The following is an 18212-nucleotide window of genomic DNA, read 5'->3' on the forward strand; positions in this document are numbered from 1 at the left end:
GCTGGAGGGTGAAGCCGCCCGCGACGATCAGCAGGGACAGCACCCCCGCGACCAGACCGCTGATCGCGGCCGTGCGCTGGGCCCTGGCCGGTCCCGGCCGGGCTCCCGCGCCACTCGCGCCGGGGCCGGCGGCAGCCCCGGCACCGTCGGAGGATCCCGGAGCCGCGGTGGCCCCCCGCACGACGGAGGCGGCGGCCGGGGAGGACGGGTCGCCCGTCGCGGCCTTCGGCTTGGTGCGCAGGGCGCTGACGGCCCAGTACAGGGCCAGCGCGCCCAGGAGCAGGGCGAGCTCCCGGATCTCGAAGATCGCGAAGAAGAACGCCCACATCCCCGCGAGCAGCGCGTACCGCGCCCTGCGCTGCGCCGGATCCGTCGGGTCCCACTTGATGCCGGGACCCTTGCCCTGGTCGGGGCCGCCCTCGCCCGACGGGCGCTCGGGGCGGCGGCCCCAGCCGTCGGTGGAGCGGCCGGGCTGGCGGCTGCTCCAGCGGCCTGAGGAGGATCCGGACGACTCGGACGACGAGTCGTCGTCCGAGCCCTCCGGCCGCCGCGGCTGCCACGGCTGGTCCGGCTGCCCCTCGGGCGGCGGCGCGAACGGATTGTTGTCGTCCGTGGACTGGCGTTCCGGCATCTGCTGAACGTCTTCCCTCTGTCGTCGCAACTGCGGTCTCACGTGCTGTCTCAACGGGTGGCTCATCTGGCGTCGAACCCTGACGCTACCCCGCGGCCACGCCCCCGTCCCGTGGGGGCCGTCCGGTGTGCCGGTATCGTTGCTGACGGTCGGGCCGTTCGTAGGGTTCCCCGTATCGAGGGCCACGATTCGTTCGTACGACCGTACAAACACCACGGAAAGAGTGACTCAGTGGCCGCCGCCCGTCTCGTCGTCCTGGTCTCCGGGTCCGGCACCAACCTCCAGGCCCTGCTCGACGCCATCGCCGCCGACCCCGAGGGGTACGGCGCCGAGATCGTGGCGGTCGGCGCCGACCGTGACGGCATCGCGGGTCTGGAGCGCGCCGAGCGCGCCGGGCTGCCCACCTTCGTCTGCCGGGTCAAGGACCACGCCTCCCGGGACGAATGGGACCGCGCGCTCACCGAGGCCACCGCCGCGTACGCGCCCGATCTCGTCGTCTCGGCCGGTTTCATGAAGATCGTCGGCAAGGAGTTCCTCGCCCGCTTCGGCGGCCGGGTCGTCAACACCCACCCGGCGCTCCTCCCCAGTTTTCCCGGTGCCCACGGGGTGCGGGACGCCCTCGCGTACGGCGCGAAGGTCACCGGATGCACCGTTCACTTCGTCGACGACGGTGTCGACACCGGCCCGATCATCGCCCAGGGCGTGGTCGAGGTCCGGGACGAGGACGATGAAGCCGCTCTCCATGAGCGGATCAAGGAAGTCGAGCGTTCGCTGCTCGTCGAGGTCGTGGGGCGTCTGGCCCGGCACGGCCATCGCATTGAGGGACGAAAGGTAACAATCCCGTGACCGCCGAAGGTACGCAGCGCCCCATCCGCCGGGCACTCGTCAGCGTCTACGACAAGACCGGCCTCGAGGAGCTGGCCCGCGGCCTGCACGAGGCGGGTGTCTCCCTCGTCTCCACCGGCTCCACCGCCTCGAAGATCGCCGCGGCCGGAGTCCCTGTCACCAAGGTCGAGGAGCTCACCGGCTTCCCCGAGTGCCTGGACGGCCGCGTCAAGACCCTCCACCCGCGCGTGCACGCCGGCATCCTCGCCGACCTGCGTCTGGAGGACCACCGGCGGCAGCTCGCCGAGCTGGGTGTCGAGCCCTTCGACCTGGTGGTCGTGAACCTCTACCCGTTCAAGGAGACCGTCGCCTCCGGCGCGACCCCGGACGAGTGCGTCGAGCAGATCGACATCGGCGGCCCCTCGATGGTCCGCGCCGCCGCCAAGAACCACCCCTCCGTCGCGGTCGTCACCGACCCGGCCGCCTACCCGGCGACCCTCCAGGCGGTCAGGGAAGGCGGCTTCACGCTCGCGCTGCGCAAGCGGTTCGCCGCCCAGGCCTTCCGGCACACCGCGGCGTACGACGTGGCCGTCGCCTCCTGGTTCGCCGACGAGTACGCCGCCGCCGACGACAGCGGCTTCCCCGACTTCCTGGGCGCCACGTACGAGCGGAACAACGTGCTGCGCTACGGCGAGAACCCGCACCAGGGCGCCGCGCTCTACGTCGACGGCACCGGCGGCCTCGCCCAGGCCGAGCAGCTGCACGGCAAGGAGATGTCGTACAACAACTACACGGACACCGACGCCGCGCGCCGGGCCGCGTACGACCACTCCGAGCCCTGCGTCGCGATCATCAAGCACGCCAACCCGTGCGGCATCGCGGTCGGCGCCGACGTCGCCGAGGCCCACCGCAAGGCCCACGCCTGTGACCCCCTGTCGGCGTTCGGCGGCGTGATCGCCGTGAACCGTCCGGTCTCCGTGGCGATGGCCGAGCAGGTCGCCGAGATCTTCACCGAGGTCATCGTCGCCCCCGGCTACGAGGACGGCGCCGTCGAGGTGCTGGCCAAGAAGAAGAACATCCGCGTCCTGCGCGCCGAGGGCGCCCCGGCCGCGCCGGTCGAGGTCAAGCCGATCGACGGCGGCGCGCTGCTGCAGGTCACCGACCGCCTCCAGGCCGACGGCGACAAGCCGGAGAACTGGACGCTGGCGACCGGCGAGGCGCTCTCCGCGGAGGAGCTCGCCGAGCTGGCCTTCGCCTGGAAGGCGTGCCGCGCGGTCAAGTCCAACGCGATCCTCCTCGCCAAGGACGGCGCCTCGGTCGGCGTCGGCATGGGCCAGGTCAACCGCGTCGACTCCGCGAAGCTCGCGGTCGAGCGCGCGGGCGAGGAGCGGGCGCGCGGCGCCTACGCCGCCTCGGACGCGTTCTTCCCCTTCCCCGACGGGCTGGAGATCCTCACGGAGGCGGGCGTCAAGGCGGTCGTGCAGCCGGGCGGTTCGGTCCGCGACGAGCTGGTGATCGAGGCCGCGCGGAAGGCGGGCGTGACGATGTACTTCACCGGCACGCGCCACTTCTTCCACTGACGGGCATCTGCCCCGCCCTGCCACGGACGGCCCGCCCGGTACCCCTCGGTACCGGGCGGGCCGTCCGCCGTACGGACGGTGGAGGCCGGTGCGCGTTCGGCGATTCCGCCCCCGGTGGGTCTCTGGTCTAATGGGTTGCTCTTTTGTCGGCGGCTGGTTCGGGGGGCGCGGTGTTGGATGTACGGAACGGGGCTGTGGCGGAGACCACCGCCCCGGAGACGTCCGCGCCGGAGGCCGGCGCCGGGCCCCCCGCCCCCGCCCCCGGGGTCCCGATCCGTCCGTACGCGCTCCTCGCCGGAGTGCTGTGCGCCCTGTACTTCCTCTACTCCTGGGTGCAGTACGAGCGGTTCCGTACGCCCTCGTGGGACCTCGGGATCTTCGAGCAGTCCGTCCGTGCCTACGCCGAGTTCCGCGCGCCCATCGTCGACATCAAGGGCCCCGGCTTCCTCATACTCGGGGACCACTTCAGTCCGGTCACCGCCCTCCTGGCGCCCCTGTACTGGATCTGGTCCTCCCCCCTCGCGCTCCTCTTCGCCCAGGCCGCGCTCTTCGCCGCCTCCGCCGCGATCGTGGGCCGCACCGCCCAGCAGGTGCTGGGCAGCCGTGCCGCCGGCATCGGCCTCACCGTCGCCTGCGGCCTGTCCTGGGGTCTGCAGGAAGCGGTCAAGTCCGACTTCCACGAGATCGCCTTCGCCGTCCCGCTGCTCGCCCTGACCTGCCGGGCCCTGCTCCTCGGGCGGTGGACCTCCGCCGTCGCCTGGTCCGCCCCGCTGGTCCTGGTCAAGGAGGACATGGGGCTCACCGTCGCCATGGTCGGAGCGGTCCTCTTCCTGCGCGGCGGCCGCCGGCTCGGCGCCGCCCTGGCCGGCTTCGGCGTCGCCGCCTTCGCCCTGACGGTCCTGGTCCTGATCCCCGCCGCGAGCCGCGTCGGCCAGTACGACTACTGGGCCAAGATCGAGAAGTCCAGCGAGGGCGCGGACGTCTCCTTCGCGCAGGCGCTCCTCACGTCCCTCGGCGCCGGCGAGAAGTGGGAGATGCTCTTCTTCCTCGTCGGCATCACGGGCTTCCTCGCCCTGCGCTCCCCGCTGATGCTGCTGGTGCTGCCCACGCTCGGCTGGCGCTTCCTCTCCCAGGACCCGAACCACTGGGGGATGCTCTGGCACTACAGCGCCATCCTGATGCCCATCGTCTTCCTCGCCCTGGTCGACGCCGTCCGGGCCGTCCGCGGCTCGTCGCGCGGCTGGCTCGTCTCGTACGGCAGGGTCGTCGTCCCCGTCGTCACGGCCGTCTCGATCGTGCTCGCCCTCGACCTGCCGCTGCGTGAGCTGCTGCGCCCGGAGACGTACCGCACGGACACCCGGACGACGGAGGCCCGCAAGGCGGTGGACGCGGTGCCCGAGGGGTCGAGCGTGGAGACCAACGTGCCGCTCATGGCGCACCTCACCGGGGACCACACGGTCTACTGGGTCGGCGGCGCGCAGGGGGTCACCCCCGACTACCTCGCCTTCGACCTCGACTCGGGCTGGTCGCAGCCCGTGTCGGACCCGGTCGGCCTGGCGTCCTCGCTCCATCCGGGGGCGCGCTACGAGGTGTCGTTCCAGGCGGGACGGTTCGTGGTGCTGCGTCGGACCTGAGTCCTCTTCGCCGGGTTTGCGACGAGGAACGGTGAAGGAGCGGCGGAAGAACGAGGAAGGGCCCCGGTTCGACGAACCGGGGCCCTTCCTCGTCGGGAGCGGCGGCTGTCAGCCGTTCTCCTTGATGACCACCGTGCTGCACACCTTGTCGGCGAAGGTCTGCTTCTTCGCGTCCCAGATCGGCCACAGGTAGCCGATGTAGCAGGCGATGCCGTCGAGGAAGTGCGCCAGCTGCCGGACGAACGCCATGCCGAAGCCGAGCGGACGGCCGTCGGCCTCGCGCAGCGTACGGGTGCCGACGGCACGCTTGCCGATCGTCTGGCCCGTGGAGCCTTCCTTGTAGATCTGGAAGAAGAACATGCCGATCAGGTACACGAACGAGATCAGCCCGAGGACCGTCGCCAGGCCGCTGGACTCGCCGCCGCCCATCGCGGCACCGATGCCGGTCACGAGGTAGAAGGGCCCGAGCAGGACGGCGCTGTCGATGAGCCGGGACAGCACGCGCCAGCCCCAGTGCGCCAGCGGCGGCATGCCGCCGTAGCCCATCGGAGCCTGCGACATCTGCGGAGCCTGCGGGTACGCGCCGTAGGGCGACGGCTGGGCGGGCTGCTGCGGGTAGCCGTACTGCGGCGGAACGCCCTGCGGAGCCTGCTGCGGGTAGCCGTAGCCCGGCTGGCCCTGGGGCGGCTGCTGGGGCTGCTGGCCGTACGGGTTGTTCGGGTCGCCGAAGCTCATGACGGGGTTCCTCCGTGGGGGTGATGCGGGGACGGTGCGGTCCGAGCGGAGGAACATCACAAAGCTGAGCGGTCCGCCCCCCTGCGCTGCCGCGGCACTGCGCGGATCATCGTCGTCGCAACGTCGACTTTTTGTCCAGTCGGATTGCACGGGAGTTGTGCGAATGCAACCTCAAGATCCCTTACGGGAGGCGGGGCGGCGAGGCCCGTCGAGGGCGAATTGGAACAAGGCGGGGGTCATCCGGGAGGATGGCCGCATGAGCGCCCAGATTCTCGATGGCAAGGCCACCGCAGCCGCGATCAAGTCCGACCTGACCGCCCGTGTGGCGGTGCTGAAGGAGAAGGGGGTCACTCCCGGACTCGGCACCATCCTGGTCGGCGACGACCCGGGCAGCCAGAAGTACGTCGCGGGCAAGCACCGCGACTGCGCGCAGGTCGGCATCGCGTCCATCCAGCGCGAACTGCCCGCCACCGCCACCCAGGAGGAGATCGAGGCGGTCGTACGGGAGCTCAACGACGACCCGGAGTGCACGGGCTACATCGTCCAGCTCCCGCTGCCCAAGGGCATCGACGAGAACCGCGTCCTGGAGCTGATGGACCCGGCGAAGGACGCGGACGGTCTGCACCCGATGAACCTCGGCCGCCTCGTCCTGAACGAGCCCGCGCCGCTTCCGTGCACGCCGAACGGCATCCTCACGCTGCTGCGCAGCCACGGCGTGGAGATCAAGGGCGCCGAGGTCGTGGTCGTCGGGCGCGGGGTCACCATCGGGCGCCCGATGCCGCTGCTGCTGACCCGCCGCTCGGAGAACGCGACCGTGACGCAGTGCCACACGGGCACCAAGGACCTCGCCGCGCACCTGCGGCGGGCGGACATCGTGATCGCCGCCGCCGGCGTGGGGCACCTGATCCGGCCGGAGGACGTGAAGCCCGGCGCGGCCGTCCTGGACGTCGGCGTGTCCCGCGACGGCGAGGGCAAGATCGTCGGCGACGTGCATCCGGGTGTCGCCGAGGTCGCCGCCTGGATCTCCCCGAACCCCGGCGGCGTGGGCCCGATGACCCGGGCGCTGCTCCTGGTCAACGTCGTCGAGGCCGCCGAGCGCGCGGCCGCGGCGCTCTGACGATGACCGCCCGGACCCCCGCCCAGGACGGGCCCCCGGCCCCGGACCCGGAGCGCGCCTCCGCCGGCCCGGCCGGGTCCACGGCGGCGCCGTCCGCGCCGGACGCGCGCTCCAGGCCGGACCAGGGTACGGACGCGCGGTCCGGTCCGACGGGCGCCCAGGGCGCGGACGCGCCCGGCGCTCCGCAGCCGTCGGAACCCGGCGGCGAGGAGACGGCCACTCCCGGGGACACCGAGGCGAAGGCCCCCGATGGCGGCCCGGAGACGGCGGCCTCCGGGAGCCCGGCCGTCGCCTCCCCGGGAAGCCCGGAGACGGCCACTCCCGGGGACGCCGAGGCGAAGGCCCCCGATGGCGGCCCGGAGACGGCCGCCCCCGGGGCCGTCTCGACCGAGGCGGCCGCTCCCGGCGAGGCCGCGGAGGGTGTCCCCGCCGCGGGCAGGACCCGGCGGCCGCCGGCCATGACCACCGACACCGCCCGTCCCGAGGGCGGTGGCCGCGCCGCGCCCGGTGACGCGCCCGCGCCGGCCCGTCAGTGGCCGCTGCTCACGGTCCTCGGTCTCGCCGCGCTCGGCCTGCTCGTCGTCGGGACCGACCTGTTCCCGCAGTCGTTCCGGGTGGGCACCGTCCTCGTCGGGGTCGCCCTGCTGACGGGCGCCGCCCTGCGTCGCGCGCTGCCCTCGGTCGGGATGCTCGCCGTCCGCTCGCGCTTCACCGACATGGTCACGTACGGCCTGATGGGCACCCTGATCGTGCTGCTGGCGCTCATGGCGCAGCCGGGCCCCTGGCTGCGGATCCCGTTCCTGGAGGACGTCCTCCACCTCACGATCACCTAGGCCGCGCCCGGAAGTACGGCGGCCGCCCGGAGGCCGGGCGAGGCGTGACGGACACGACCCGGGCGCACCGGAAGGCACATACGACGGCGCCCGTCCTCTCCCCCGAGGGAGGACGGGCGCCGTCTCTGATCAAGGGTCATGTACGTGCCAAGGGGGCTTCAAGGGCCGTCCGGTCCCTGTGGCATGGAGGTGACCATTCCGGTACGTCCGGTACGCGAACCGCACGAGGCCGTGAACCGGATCGGCGCATGAACCGGAGGCACGGGCACGAGCCTTCCGCGAGCCGGCGCCGGCCGGGCCACCGGCTCCTCCACGAACCCGGCACCGGCCTTTCGCGGGCCGTCGGGCGCGCGTACGCGGTCGGTTCGGGTGGCAGTGAGCCGGACCACAAGGGGTTGGGGGTTGGCCGGGGCCCGGGTCGGATAGCCTGACCGCTGGATATCTCTTCACATCGAGACATCGATCGATCAGGAGGGGTATCCGACCCCAGGGGCAGGGACCCCCACCGCCAGCTGTCTTACGGAGATCGCCATGACCCGCACTCCCGTGAATGTCACCGTGACCGGCGCGGCCGGCCAGATCGGCTACGCGCTGCTCTTCCGCATCGCCTCCGGCCACCTGCTCGGCGCGGACGTGCCGGTCAAGCTGCGCCTCCTCGAGATTCCGCAGGGCGTCAAGGCCGCCGAGGGCACCGCCATGGAGCTCGACGACTGCGCTTTCCCGCTGCTCAAGGGCATCGACATCTTCGACGACGCGAACCAGGGCTTCGAGGGTGCCAACGTCGCCCTGCTCGTCGGCGCCCGCCCGCGCACCAAGGGCATGGAGCGCGGCGACCTGCTCGCCGCCAACGGCGGCATCTTCAAGCCGCAGGGCAAGGCCATCAACGACCACGCCGCGGACGACATCAAGGTCCTCGTCGTCGGCAACCCGGCCAACACCAACGCCCTGATCGCACAGGCCGCCGCCCCGGACGTCCCGGCCGAGCGCTTCACCGCGATGACCCGCCTGGACCACAACCGCGCGCTCTCGCAGCTGGCGGCGAAGACCGGCACGTCCGTCGAGGACATCAAGCGCCTCACCATCTGGGGCAACCACTCGGCGACCCAGTACCCGGACATCTTCCACGCGGAGATCGCCGGCAAGAACGCCGCCGAGGTCGTGAACGACGAGGCGTGGCTGGCCGACACCTTCATCCCGACCGTCGCCAAGCGCGGCGCCGCGATCATCGAGGCCCGTGGCGCGTCCTCGGCCGCCTCGGCCGCCAACGCCGCCATCGACCACGTCCACACCTGGGTCAACGGCACCGCCGCGGGCGACTGGACCTCCATGGGCATCCCGTCGGACGGTTCCTACGGCGTCCCGGAGGGCCTGATCTCCTCGTTCCCCGTCACCTGCGCGAACGGCTCGTACGAGATCGTCCAGGGCCTGGACGTCAACGAGTTCTCCCGCACCCGCATCGACGCCTCGGTCCAGGAGCTGGCCGAGGAGCGCGACGCGGTGCGCGAGCTGGGCCTCATCTGAGCCACGGCTCATCCCTCGCACCACCACGGCGCCCCCGGCCCTCGCGGCCGGGGGCGCCGTGCCGTCCGCGCCGCCCCGGCGCCCGCCCTCACTTCCCGTACTGCCCGGGGGTGTAGTGGCCGGGCGTCATACGGGTGGTGACACCGATCCGGTTCCAGGCGTTGATGACGGTGATCGCGGCGATGATCCCGGCGAGTTCGGTCTCGTCGAACCGGGCCGCGGCCCGCGCGTACACCTCGTCGGGAACGAAGCCGTCGGTGAGGACGGTGACGGCCTCGGTCAGCGCGAGCGCGGCGAGTTCGCGCTCGGTGTAGAAGTGGCGCGACTCCTCCCAGGCCGACAGCTGGACGATCCGCTCGACCGACTCGCCCGCGGCGAGGGCGTCCTTGGAGTGCATGTCGACGCAGAACGCGCAGTGGTTGATCTGCGAGGCGCGGATCTTGATCAGATGGAAGAGGACGGGGTCGACGCCCCTCGCGGCGACGGCGTCGAGGCGCACCATCGCCTTGTGGAACTCGGGGGCCCGCTCGGCGAGCGAGAGCCGGGGGGCGTGCTCGTGGGCGTACTCGGTCGGCGCGGAGTCGTGCGACATCGTGGTCATGCCGCCCACCGTACGAGCCGGGTGGCCGGGGAGTATGGTCCATTTCCATGGCGAACGACCGGGCCACTTTCGGTGTCGACCTCCATCTGGAGCTCCGGGGCGGGACGCTGCGCACGGGGCTGATGGACGCCCTGCGGGAGGCGATCCGCAGCGGTCGCCTGGCGGAGGGCGTACGGCTCCCCTCCTCGCGTTCCCTCGCGACCGACCTCGGCGTGGCCCGCAACACCGTCGCCGACGCGTACGCCGAACTCGTCGCCGAGGGCTGGCTCACCGCCCGGCAGGGTTCCGGCACGCGGGTCGCCCGCCGTGCCGTGCCGCGCCGGCCGGCCGGAACGGGCGCGCGCCCACCGGGCGGGGCCCGGGCCGCCGCCGCCCGCCCGCCCACCGCCCGGCCCGCGTACAACCTGAAGCCCGGCGTGCCCGACCTCGCGTCCTTCCCTCGCGCGGAGTGGCTGAAGGCGTCCCGGCGCGCGCTGACGGCCGCGCCGCACGAGGCGTTCGGCTACGGCGACCCGCGCGGACGGACCGAGCTGCGGACCGTGCTCGCCGACTACCTCGCCCGCGCACGGGGGGTGTACGCGCGGCCCGAACGGATCGTGCTCTGTTCCGGGTTCGCGCACGGGCTGATGCTCGTCGGGCAGGTGCTGCGGGCCCGGCGGGTCCGGGAGGTCGCGGTCGAGTCGTACGGCCTCGGCGTGCACACGGACCTGCTGACCGGCGCGGGGCTGCGGCTCGCGCCCCTCTCCTTCGACGAGCGGGGCACCAGGACCGAGGAGCTGGCGGCGATGAAGGACGTCGGGGCGGTCCTGCTGACCGCCGCCCACCAGTTCCCGCTCGGCGGCGCGCTGAACCCCGGCCGGCGGGCGGCCGTCGTCGACTGGGCGCGGGCGTCGGGCGGTCTCGTCCTGGAGGACGACTACGACGGCGAGTTCCGCTACGACCGCCAGCCCGTCGGCGCCCTCCAGGGCCTGGACCCCGAGCGGGTCGTCTACATGGGAACGGCGAGCAAGTCCCTCGCGCCGGGGCTGCGCCTGGCCTGGATGGTGCTGCCGGAGGGCCTGGTCGACGAGGTGGTGGCCGCCAAGGGGGCGGTGGACTGGATGTCCAGCGCGCTGGAGCAGCTGACCTTCGCGGAGTTCCTGGGCTCGGGGGCGTACGACCGCCATGTCCGGGCGATGCGGCTGCGCTACCGGCGGCGGCGCGACCAGCTGGTGGAGGCGGTGGCCGCGCACTCCCCGGTCACGCGGGTCAGCGGCATCGCGGCCGGCCTCCACGCGGTCCTCGAACTCCCCCCGGGCACCGAGCCCGACGTCCTGCGCTCGGCCGCCTGGCAGGGCCTGGCCCTGCTGGGCCTCGACCGATTCCGCCACCCCTCGGTCGCCCCCGCCCTGGACGGCCTGGTCGTGGGCTACGCGACCCCGCCGGACAGCGGTTGGGCGGGCTCGCTGGCGGCGCTGTGCCGGGTGCTGCCCGGGCGGGACATCACGGACACCCCCCGATGACTCACCGGGGGGTGTCGTAGGGGGTGGGTGGAGCGGGTGTGGAGGGTTTCGGCCACGGCCCTAGACTGTGCGGTCGCGACCACGCGACGGGGAGGACGGACATGCGCAGGCTGAGGTCGAGCACCGTGGTGCTCGGGGGCATGGGGGTGCTCGCGGCGACGATCACCTCCTGTGGATCGGAACCGGACAAGCGGTGTGTGGACCCGCTGACCCGGGAGAAGCTGCCCAGCTACGAGTGCGGAAGCGGGAGCACCACCCGGGGCTCGTACTACTACGGCGGCAGCGTCAGCGACAACAAGGTCAGCGGCGGCAGCTTCGACAAGACCGCCGTCGACACCGGCGGCTTCGGCTGCTCCGGCTCGGGCGGCGGCTGACCGGCCCCATGGAACGGCACACGATCGAGCCCCGGCCCGGTTGGCAGGAGACGGTGGAGGAGCAGGGGCTCGTCTACCCCCTGACCCGCTACCCCGACGGCTCCCTGCGCCCCTACTGGGACGAGAGCGCGTACTACTCCTTCACCCTCCCCGAGGTAGAGGCCCTGGAGGAGGTCGTCGAGGAGCTGCACGCCATGTGCCTGGCGGCGGCGGCCCACATCGTCGAGAAGAACCGTTTCGGCGATCTGGGGATGACCGATCCGCGCCTGGTCGCCCTCGTCGCCGACTCCTGGCGCCGCCGTGCCGAACAGCCGTCCCTGTACGGCCGGTTCGACCTGCGTTACGACGGCACGGGCCCGGCCAAGCTGCTGGAGTACAACGCCGACACCCCCACCTCCCTGGTCGAGGCGGCGAGCCCGCAGTGGTTCTGGATGGAGGAGCGCTTTCCCGGCGCCGACCAGTGGAACTCCCTCCACGAGCGGCTCGTCGACGCCTGGAGGCGACAGGCGCCGCTGCTGCCGCCCGGCAGCCCGGTCCACTTCGTCCACTCCGACGGGGACGAGCTGGGCGAGGACCTCATGACGGTGGCGTACCTGCGCGAGACCGCCCAGCAGGCCGGGCTCGACACGGAGGCCCTGTCGGTCGAGCGCATCGGCTGGGACCGCCTGTCGGGCCGCTTCGTCGACGACCGGCTCCGCTTCATCCGCAGCTGCTTCAAGCTCTATCCGTGGGAGTGGCTGACCACCGACCGCTTCGGCCCGTACGTCCTCGACACCCTCGACAACGGCGGCGGCACCGGCACCACCTGCTGGATCGAGCCCGTCTGGAAGATGCTGCTGTCCAACAAGGCGCTGCTGGCGGTGTTGTGGGAGCTGTACCCGGGGCACCCCAACCTGCTGCCGGCCTACCTCGACGGCCCCCGGGAGCTGGCCGAGCGCGGCGGCTACGCCGCCAAGCCGCTCCTCGGCCGGGAGGGCGCGGGCGTCACCATCCACGAGCCCGGGGCCCCGGCCGCCGTACGCGAGGAGCCCTGCTGCTACCAGGAACTGGCCCCGCTGCCCGACTTCGACGGCAACCGGGTCGTGCTCGGGGCATGGGTGGTCGAGGACGAGTCGGCGGGGCTCGGCATCCGCGAGTCGGCGGGCCTGGTGACGGACGAGTACGCCCGCTTCCTGCCGCACGTCATCCTGTGACCTGAAATTCCGTCGCCGGCGCCGACAGCGCGACAGCGCGACAGCGCGACTGCGCGACAGAGCGCCGGAGCGACGGGAGTGACGGACCGACGGACTGACGAGGGGCGCGGCGACCAGCCGGGGCGCGCGGCGAAGGCCGTCGCCGCGCGCCCCGGTGTCGTGTCCTGCCCGCCTCAGCCCGACAGCACCGTCCGCAGCTGCTCCAGGCCCCAGTCCAGGTCCTCCTTGCTGATCACCAGCGGGGGAGCGATCCGGATCGTCGACCCGTGCGTGTCCTTCACCAGCACACCCCGGTCCATCAGCTTCTCGGAGATCTCCCGGCCCGTGCCCAGGGACGGGGTGACGTCCACCCCCGCCCACAGCCCGCGCCCGCGCACCGCGTCCACCGCCCCGCCGCCCACCAGCAGACCCAGCTCGGCGTGGAGGTGCTCGCCCAGCTCGGCCGCGCGCTGCTGGTACTCACCGGTCCGCAGCATCGCGATCACCTCCAGGGCCACCGCGCACGCCAGCGGATTGCCGCCGAACGTCGAGCCGTGCTCACCCGGCCGGAACACCCCGAGCACCGAGCGGTCCGCCACCACCGCCGAGACCGGGACGACGCCGCCGCCGAGCGCCTTGCCCAGGAGGTACACGTCCGGCACCACGCCCTCGTGCTCGCAGGCGAAGGTCTTCCCGGTCCTGCCGAGCCCGGACTGGATCTCGTCCGCGATGAACAGGACGTTCCGCGCCCGGGTCAACTCCCGCACCCCGCGCAGATACCCCGCCGGGGGCACCAGCACCCCGGCCTCGCCCTGGATCGGCTCCAGGAGCACCGCGACGGTGTTCTCGGTGACCGCGCTCTCCAGCGCCGTGAGGTCGCCGTACGGGACGATCTCGAAACCCGGGGTGTAGGGGCCGTAGTGGTCCCGCGCCTCGTGATCCGTCGAGAAGCTCACGATCGTCGTCGTCCGGCCGTGGAAGTTGTTCGCCGCGACCACGATCTTCGCGTGCCCGTCCGGCACGCCCTTGACCTCGTACCCCCACTTCCGCGCGGTCTTCACGGCCGTCTCGACCGCCTCCGCGCCCGTGTTCATCGGCAGGACCATCTCCTTGCCGCACAGCTCGGCCAGCCGCGTGCAGAACTCGGCGAACCGGTCGTGGTGGAACGCCCGGGACGTGAGCGTCACCCGCTCCAGCTGGGCCCGCGCGGCGTCGATCAGCCGCCGGTTGCCGTGCCCGAAGTTCAGCGCCGAGTACCCGGCGAGCATGTCGAGATAGCGGCGTCCCTCCACGTCGGTCATCCAGGCCCCGTCCGCCGAGGCGACGACGATGGGCAGGGGGTGGTAGTTGTGCGCGCTGCGCGCCTCCGCGGCAGCGATCGCGTCTTGCGTCCTCGACACGGGGTCTCCGTTCGTCCTGCGGCCCGGGGGTGGGTGTGGCCCCTTTCTTATCGTCGCTCGGATGCCGGACGAGGAAACCTCGGCGACGGCGCGCCCGCTACGCTGGCGACACGCGCGGCGACTGGCGTACGGGGAAGCGACCCCGGGGGAGCCGCGCGGGGCAGACACACGAGATGCCGCCCGCCTGGGCATCTTCGGGAACCGAACCTCCCGCGTGGTGCCGCCCAGCAGGACTGAGCCGTACCCCGGGACCACCGAACGCCCGGAGGAACGCCGTGAACGACCACTCCCCGCACCCCGCCCTCGCCGCCGCCGACCCCGAACTCGCCGCGCTCGTCGGCGCCGAGGAGCGGCTCCAGGCCGAGACCCTGCGGCTCATCCCCAGCGAGAACTACGTCTCCCGGGCCGTGCTCGAAGCGTCGGGCACCGTCCTGCAGAACAAGTACAGCGAGGGCTATCCCGGCCGCCGCTACTACGAGGGCCAGCAGAACATCGACCAGGTCGAGACCCTCGCCGTCGAGCGCGCCAAGGCCGTCTTCGGCGTCGACCACGCCAACGTCCAGCCCTACTCCGGCTCCCCGGCCAACCTCGCCGTCTACCTCGCCTTCGCCGAACCCGGTGACACCGTCATGGGCATGGCCCTGCCGATGGGCGGCCACCTCACCCACGGCTGGGGCGTCTCCGCCACCGGCAGGTGGTTCCGCGGCGTGCAGTACGGCGTACGCCAGGACACCGGGCTCATCGACTTCGACGAGGTCCGCGAGCTCGCCCTCAAGGAGCGCCCCAAGGTGATCTTCTGCGGCGGCACGGCGCTGCCCCGCACCATCGACTTCGCCGCCTTCGGCGAGATCGCCCGCGAGGCCGGCGCCGTCCTCGTCGCGGACGTCGCCCACATCGCCGGCCTGATCGCGGGCGGTGCGCACCCGTCCCCGGTGCCGCACGTCGACGTGATCTCCACGACCACCCACAAGACGCTGCGCGGCCCGCGCGGGGCCATGCTGATGTCCCGCGAGGAGCACGCCAAGGCGCTCGACAAGGCCGTCTTCCCCGGCCTCCAGGGCGGACCGCACAACCAGACCACCGCCGCCATAGCCGTGGCCCTGCGCGAGGCCGCGCAGCCCTCCTTCCGCGACTACGCCCACGCGGTCGTCGCCAACGCCCGCGCCCTCGCCGAGGCGCTGCTCGCCCGCGGCTTCGACCTGGTCTCCGGCGGCACCGACAACCATCTGATCCTGATGGACCTGACCCCCAAGGACGTCCCGGGCAAGGTCGCCGCCAAGGCCCTCGACCGGGCCGGGATCGTCGTCAACTACAACACCGTCCCCTACGACCCCAGGAAGCCCTTCGACCCCTCCGGTGTCCGCATCGGGACCCCCTCCCTCACCTCCCGGGGCCTCGGGACGGAGCACATGGCGCGGGTCGCCGAGTGGATCGACCGCGGGGTGGCGGCGGCGGGCAAGGGCGACGATGACGCCCTGCGCACGATCAGGGCCGAGGTCGCCGAGCTGATGGCGGCATACCCCGCCCCCGGCCTGCCGGTCTGACCGCCGCCGGGGCCGGCCGGCGGAACCCTCGCCCGCCGGCCCCGGACAGCGGCACGGCCGGGGCGGCGGGACCGGGCCGCGGTGGGTGTGTCCAAGCTCTCATCGGCCCCGGTCCTCGTCCTCGCGGCTTTGGCGCACGGGGAGTCCGGGATCGGGTCCGACACCTGAGAGAATGTGGGGCATGGCCTCTGTTCCTCCCCGTGTGCTCTCCGGAATCCAGCCCACCGCAGGCTCGTTCCACCTCGGCAACTACCTCGGTGCGGTGCGTCAGTGGGTCGCGCTGCAGGAGTCCCATGACGCGTTCTACATGGTGGTGGACCTGCACGCGATCACGGTCCCGCAGGACCCCGCCGAGCTGCGCGCGAACACCCGGCTCGCCGTCGCCCAGCTCCTGGCCGCCGGGCTCGACCCCGAGCGCTGCACGCTCTTCGTCCAGAGCCACGTCCCCGAGCACGCCCAGCTCGGCTGGGTCATGAACTGCCTCACCGGCTTCGGCGAGGCCTCCCGCATGACGCAGTTCAAGGACAAGTCCGCCAAGCAGGGCGCCGACCGGGCCACCGTCGGCCTCTTCACGTACCCGATCCTCCAGGTCGCCGACATCCTGCTCTACCAGGCCCACCAGGTCCCGGTCGGCGAGGACCAGCGCCAGCACATCGAGCTCACGCGCGACCTGGCGGAGCGCTTCAACGGCCGCTTCGGCGAGACGTTCACGATCCCGGCGCCGTACATCCTCAAGGAGACGGCGAAGATCTTCGACCTGCAGGACCCGGCGATCAAGATGAGCAAGTCGGCCTCGACGCCGAAGGGCCTGATCAACCTCCTCGACGACCCGAAGACGACGGCGAAGAAGGTCAAGAGCGCGGTCACGGACACCGACACCGTGATCCGCTTCGACCCGGCGGGGAAGCCGGGCGTCTCCAACCTCCTCACGATCCTCTCCACCCTGACCGGGACGCCGGTGGCGGAGCTGGAACAGGGGTACGAGGGCAAGATGTACGGCGCGCTGAAGACCGACCTGGCCGAGGTCATGGTGGACTTCGTCACGCCGTTCCGGACCCGTACGCAGGAATACCTGGACGACCCGGAGACGCTGGACTCCATCCTGGCCAAGGGCGCGGAGAAGGCCCGCGCGGTCGCCGCCGAGACCCTGGCCCGGACGTACGAGCGGATGGGCTTCCTGCCCGCCAAGCACTGACCGAGGACCGGGTCCGAGGACCCTGGCCACAGAGGTGGTGCAGGCCGCACACTGGCGGCTGCACCATCGTCACGGACGATTGAGGAGAGACGACGTGGGGACCGTAACGCTCGGCGTTTCGATCGCGGTCCCGGAGCCCTTCGGCAGCCTGCTCCAGGAGCTGCGCGCTGGCTTCGGGGATCCCGCCGCGCACGGCATCCCGACGCACGTCACCCTCCTCCCGCCGACCGAGGTGGACTCCTCCCGGCTCCCCGCCGTCGAGGCGCACCTGACCGAGGTCGCCGTCGGCGTCCGGCCCTTCCCGATGCGGCTCGGCGGGACGGGCACCTTCCGCCCGCTGTCCCCGGTGGTCTACGTCCGGCTGGCCGAGGGCGTCTCGGCCTGCGCCTGGCTCCAGCAGCGGGTCCGGGACGCCTCCGGCCCGCTGGTGCGCGAGCTGCAGTTCCCGTACCACCCGCACGTCACGGTGGCGCACGGCATCTCCGAGGAGGCGATGGACCGGGCGTACGCGGAGCTGGCCGACTTCGAGGCGGCGTGGACGTGCTCCTCCTTCGCGCTCTACGAGCAGGGCCCGGACGGCGTGTGGCGCAAGCTCCACGAGTACGCCTTCGGCGGCGGCCGGCCCGCCTCCGCCGTCCCGGCCCAGGGCTCCCCGCTGGACACCCCGACGCCGGCGGCCGGCTGACGCGGCCCGCCCCCCCCGGTCCGCGTGGGCCGGGGCGGTCCCCGCGCGCTACATCGGGAGCCGCCGGAACAGCGGCCGCGGGACGTGGCGCAGCGCCGCCATCACCACCCGCAGGGTGCCGGGCACCCACACCGTCTCCGAGCGGCGCCGCAGACCCAGCTCGATCGCCGTCGCCACCGCCTCCGGAGTGGTCGCCAGCGGCGCCTCCTCAAGGCCCGCGGTCATCTTCGAGCGGACGAACCCGGGCCGGACGACCATCACGTGCACCCCGGTCCCGTACAGCGCGTCCCCGAGCCCCTGCGCGAACGCGTCGAGACCGGCCTTGGACGATCCGTAGATGAAGTTCGCGCGCCGGGCGCGCTCGCCCGCCACCGACGACAGCACGACCAGCGAGCCGTGGCCCTGGGACTGCAGGGCCCGTGCGCAGACCAGACCGGCCGAGACGGCGCCCGTGTAGTTGGTCTGGGCGACCCGGACGGCCGCGAGCGGGTCGGACTCGTCGCGGGCCTGGTCGCCGAGGACGCCGAAGGCGAGCAGCACCATGTCGATGTCGCCCTCGGTGAAGATCTTCCCGAGCCGCTCCTCGTGCGACTCGGTGTCGAGGGCGTCGAAGGGCACGGTGCGGACTTCCGCGCCCAGCGCGCGCAGCGACGCGGCGGCGGCCGTCAGGGCCGGGGAGGGCCGCCCGGCCAGCCAGACGGTCCTGGTGCGGCGGGCGATCAGCCGGCGGGCGGTGGCCAGGGCGATCTCGGACGTGCCGCCGAGTACGAGCAGGGACTGCGGGGTGCCGAAGGCGTCCTTCATGGCGATCAAGCTCCTCAGGGGGCGGGACGACGGGGACGGGTCCGAGGTGCCGCGTGGCC

The 18212-nt window shown here is 72.7% G+C and carries 17 protein-coding genes and 1 riboswitch; of the genes, 12 read left to right on the forward strand and 5 right to left on the reverse strand.

Features of this window, described 5'->3' with window-relative positions:
- Window positions 1-631 (reverse strand): hypothetical protein (locus AB0K65_RS25690; RefSeq protein WP_365720400.1); only part of this gene is annotated, 631 nt, incomplete at its 3' end.
- 231 nt (window positions 632-862) lie between these two features.
- Between AB0K65_RS25690 and purN the strand changes: the two genes are divergently transcribed.
- From purN to AB0K65_RS25705, 3 genes are all read left to right on the forward strand, one after another.
- On the forward strand, window positions 863-1477 hold the full coding sequence (gene purN / locus AB0K65_RS25695) for a phosphoribosylglycinamide formyltransferase (RefSeq protein ID WP_365720402.1): 615 nt from the start codon (window positions 863-865) through the stop codon (window positions 1475-1477).
- Window positions 1474-3036, forward strand: a complete 1563-nt coding sequence (gene purH / locus AB0K65_RS25700) for a bifunctional phosphoribosylaminoimidazolecarboxamide formyltransferase/IMP cyclohydrolase (RefSeq protein WP_365720404.1) — start codon at window positions 1474-1476, stop codon at window positions 3034-3036. The genes purN and purH overlap by 4 nt, the downstream gene beginning before the upstream one ends.
- Window positions 3037-3230: 194 nt before the next feature.
- Window positions 3231-4670 (forward strand): DUF2079 domain-containing protein, encoded by a 1440-nt coding sequence (locus tag AB0K65_RS25705; RefSeq protein ID WP_365720406.1) that lies wholly within the window; start codon window positions 3231-3233, stop codon window positions 4668-4670.
- A 108-nt stretch (window positions 4671-4778) separates the two neighbouring features.
- Here AB0K65_RS25705 and AB0K65_RS25710 read toward each other — a convergent pair whose 3' ends face one another.
- Window positions 4779-5405 (reverse strand): RDD family protein, encoded by a 627-nt coding sequence (locus tag AB0K65_RS25710; protein ID WP_365720408.1) that lies wholly within the window; start codon window positions 5403-5405, stop codon window positions 4779-4781.
- Between the two features lie 256 nt (window positions 5406-5661).
- Between AB0K65_RS25710 and AB0K65_RS25715 the strand changes: the two genes are divergently transcribed.
- The 3 genes from AB0K65_RS25715 (at window position 5662) to AB0K65_RS25725 (ending at window position 8876) form a co-directional block, all read left to right on the forward strand.
- Window positions 5662-6522 (forward strand): bifunctional methylenetetrahydrofolate dehydrogenase/methenyltetrahydrofolate cyclohydrolase, encoded by an 861-nt coding sequence (locus AB0K65_RS25715; protein WP_365720410.1) that lies wholly within the window; start codon window positions 5662-5664, stop codon window positions 6520-6522.
- Between the two features lie 2 nt (window positions 6523-6524).
- Window positions 6525-7355: a DUF3017 domain-containing protein gene (locus AB0K65_RS25720; protein ID WP_365720412.1), complete on the forward strand. Its 831-nt coding sequence runs from the start codon at window positions 6525-6527 to the stop codon at window positions 7353-7355.
- 531 nt (window positions 7356-7886) lie between these two features.
- Window positions 7887-8876 carry a malate dehydrogenase gene (locus tag AB0K65_RS25725; RefSeq protein WP_365720414.1) on the forward strand — a complete coding sequence of 330 codons (990 nt, stop codon included), beginning with the start codon at window positions 7887-7889 and terminating at the stop codon, window positions 8874-8876.
- Window positions 8877-8964: 88 nt separating this feature from the next.
- Here the strand turns inward: AB0K65_RS25725 and AB0K65_RS25730 are convergent, their stop codons facing one another.
- A complete protein-coding gene (locus tag AB0K65_RS25730; RefSeq protein WP_365720416.1) occupies window positions 8965-9477 on the reverse strand; it encodes a carboxymuconolactone decarboxylase family protein in 513 nt (170 codons plus the stop codon).
- A gap of 47 nt (window positions 9478-9524) precedes the next feature.
- Here AB0K65_RS25730 and AB0K65_RS25735 point away from each other — a divergent pair, with 47 nt between their 5' ends.
- The 3 genes from AB0K65_RS25735 to AB0K65_RS25745 all read left to right on the forward strand — a co-directional run bounded on the left by AB0K65_RS25735 (window position 9525) and on the right by AB0K65_RS25745 (window position 12546).
- Entirely contained in the window at window positions 9525-10979 is a 1455-nt protein-coding gene (locus AB0K65_RS25735; RefSeq protein ID WP_365720418.1) for a PLP-dependent aminotransferase family protein, read from the forward strand.
- Between the two features lie 101 nt (window positions 10980-11080).
- The gene (locus tag AB0K65_RS25740) at window positions 11081-11353 is read left to right on the forward strand and encodes a hypothetical protein (RefSeq protein WP_365720420.1); all 273 of its coding nucleotides are present in this window, start codon (window positions 11081-11083) and stop codon (window positions 11351-11353) included.
- A gap of 8 nt (window positions 11354-11361) precedes the next feature.
- Window positions 11362-12546, forward strand: coding sequence for a glutathionylspermidine synthase family protein (locus AB0K65_RS25745; RefSeq protein ID WP_365720422.1), 1185 nt, complete (start codon window positions 11362-11364; stop codon window positions 12544-12546).
- Between the two features lie 173 nt (window positions 12547-12719).
- Here AB0K65_RS25745 and rocD read toward each other — a convergent pair whose 3' ends face one another.
- Window positions 12720-13925 (reverse strand): ornithine--oxo-acid transaminase, encoded by a 1206-nt coding sequence (gene rocD, locus AB0K65_RS25750; protein ID WP_365720424.1) that lies wholly within the window; start codon window positions 13923-13925, stop codon window positions 12720-12722.
- Window positions 13926-14032: 107 nt separating this feature from the next.
- Window positions 14033-14122: riboswitch (ZMP/ZTP riboswitch) on the forward strand.
- A 78-nt stretch (window positions 14123-14200) separates the two neighbouring features.
- Between rocD and glyA the strand changes: the two genes are divergently transcribed.
- From glyA to AB0K65_RS25765, 3 genes are all read left to right on the forward strand, one after another.
- On the forward strand, window positions 14201-15469 hold the full coding sequence (glyA, locus tag AB0K65_RS25755; RefSeq protein ID WP_365720426.1) for a serine hydroxymethyltransferase: 1269 nt from the start codon (window positions 14201-14203) through the stop codon (window positions 15467-15469).
- 181 nt (window positions 15470-15650) lie between these two features.
- Window positions 15651-16664, forward strand: a complete 1014-nt coding sequence (trpS, locus tag AB0K65_RS25760) for a tryptophan--tRNA ligase (RefSeq protein WP_365720428.1) — start codon at window positions 15651-15653, stop codon at window positions 16662-16664.
- Window positions 16665-16758: 94 nt separating this feature from the next.
- Window positions 16759-17349, forward strand: coding sequence for a 2'-5' RNA ligase family protein (locus AB0K65_RS25765; protein WP_365720430.1), 591 nt, complete (start codon window positions 16759-16761; stop codon window positions 17347-17349).
- A 48-nt stretch (window positions 17350-17397) separates the two neighbouring features.
- Here AB0K65_RS25765 and AB0K65_RS25770 read toward each other — a convergent pair whose 3' ends face one another.
- Window positions 17398-18153: a decaprenylphospho-beta-D-erythro-pentofuranosid-2-ulose 2-reductase gene (locus AB0K65_RS25770; protein ID WP_365720432.1), complete on the reverse strand. Its 756-nt coding sequence runs from the start codon at window positions 18151-18153 to the stop codon at window positions 17398-17400.
- Between the last annotated feature and the right edge of the window lie 59 nt (window positions 18154-18212).

The sequence above is a fragment of the Streptomyces sp. NPDC053755 genome, assembly GCF_040677675.1.
GTDB lineage: Bacteria > Actinomycetota > Actinomycetes > Streptomycetales > Streptomycetaceae > Streptomyces.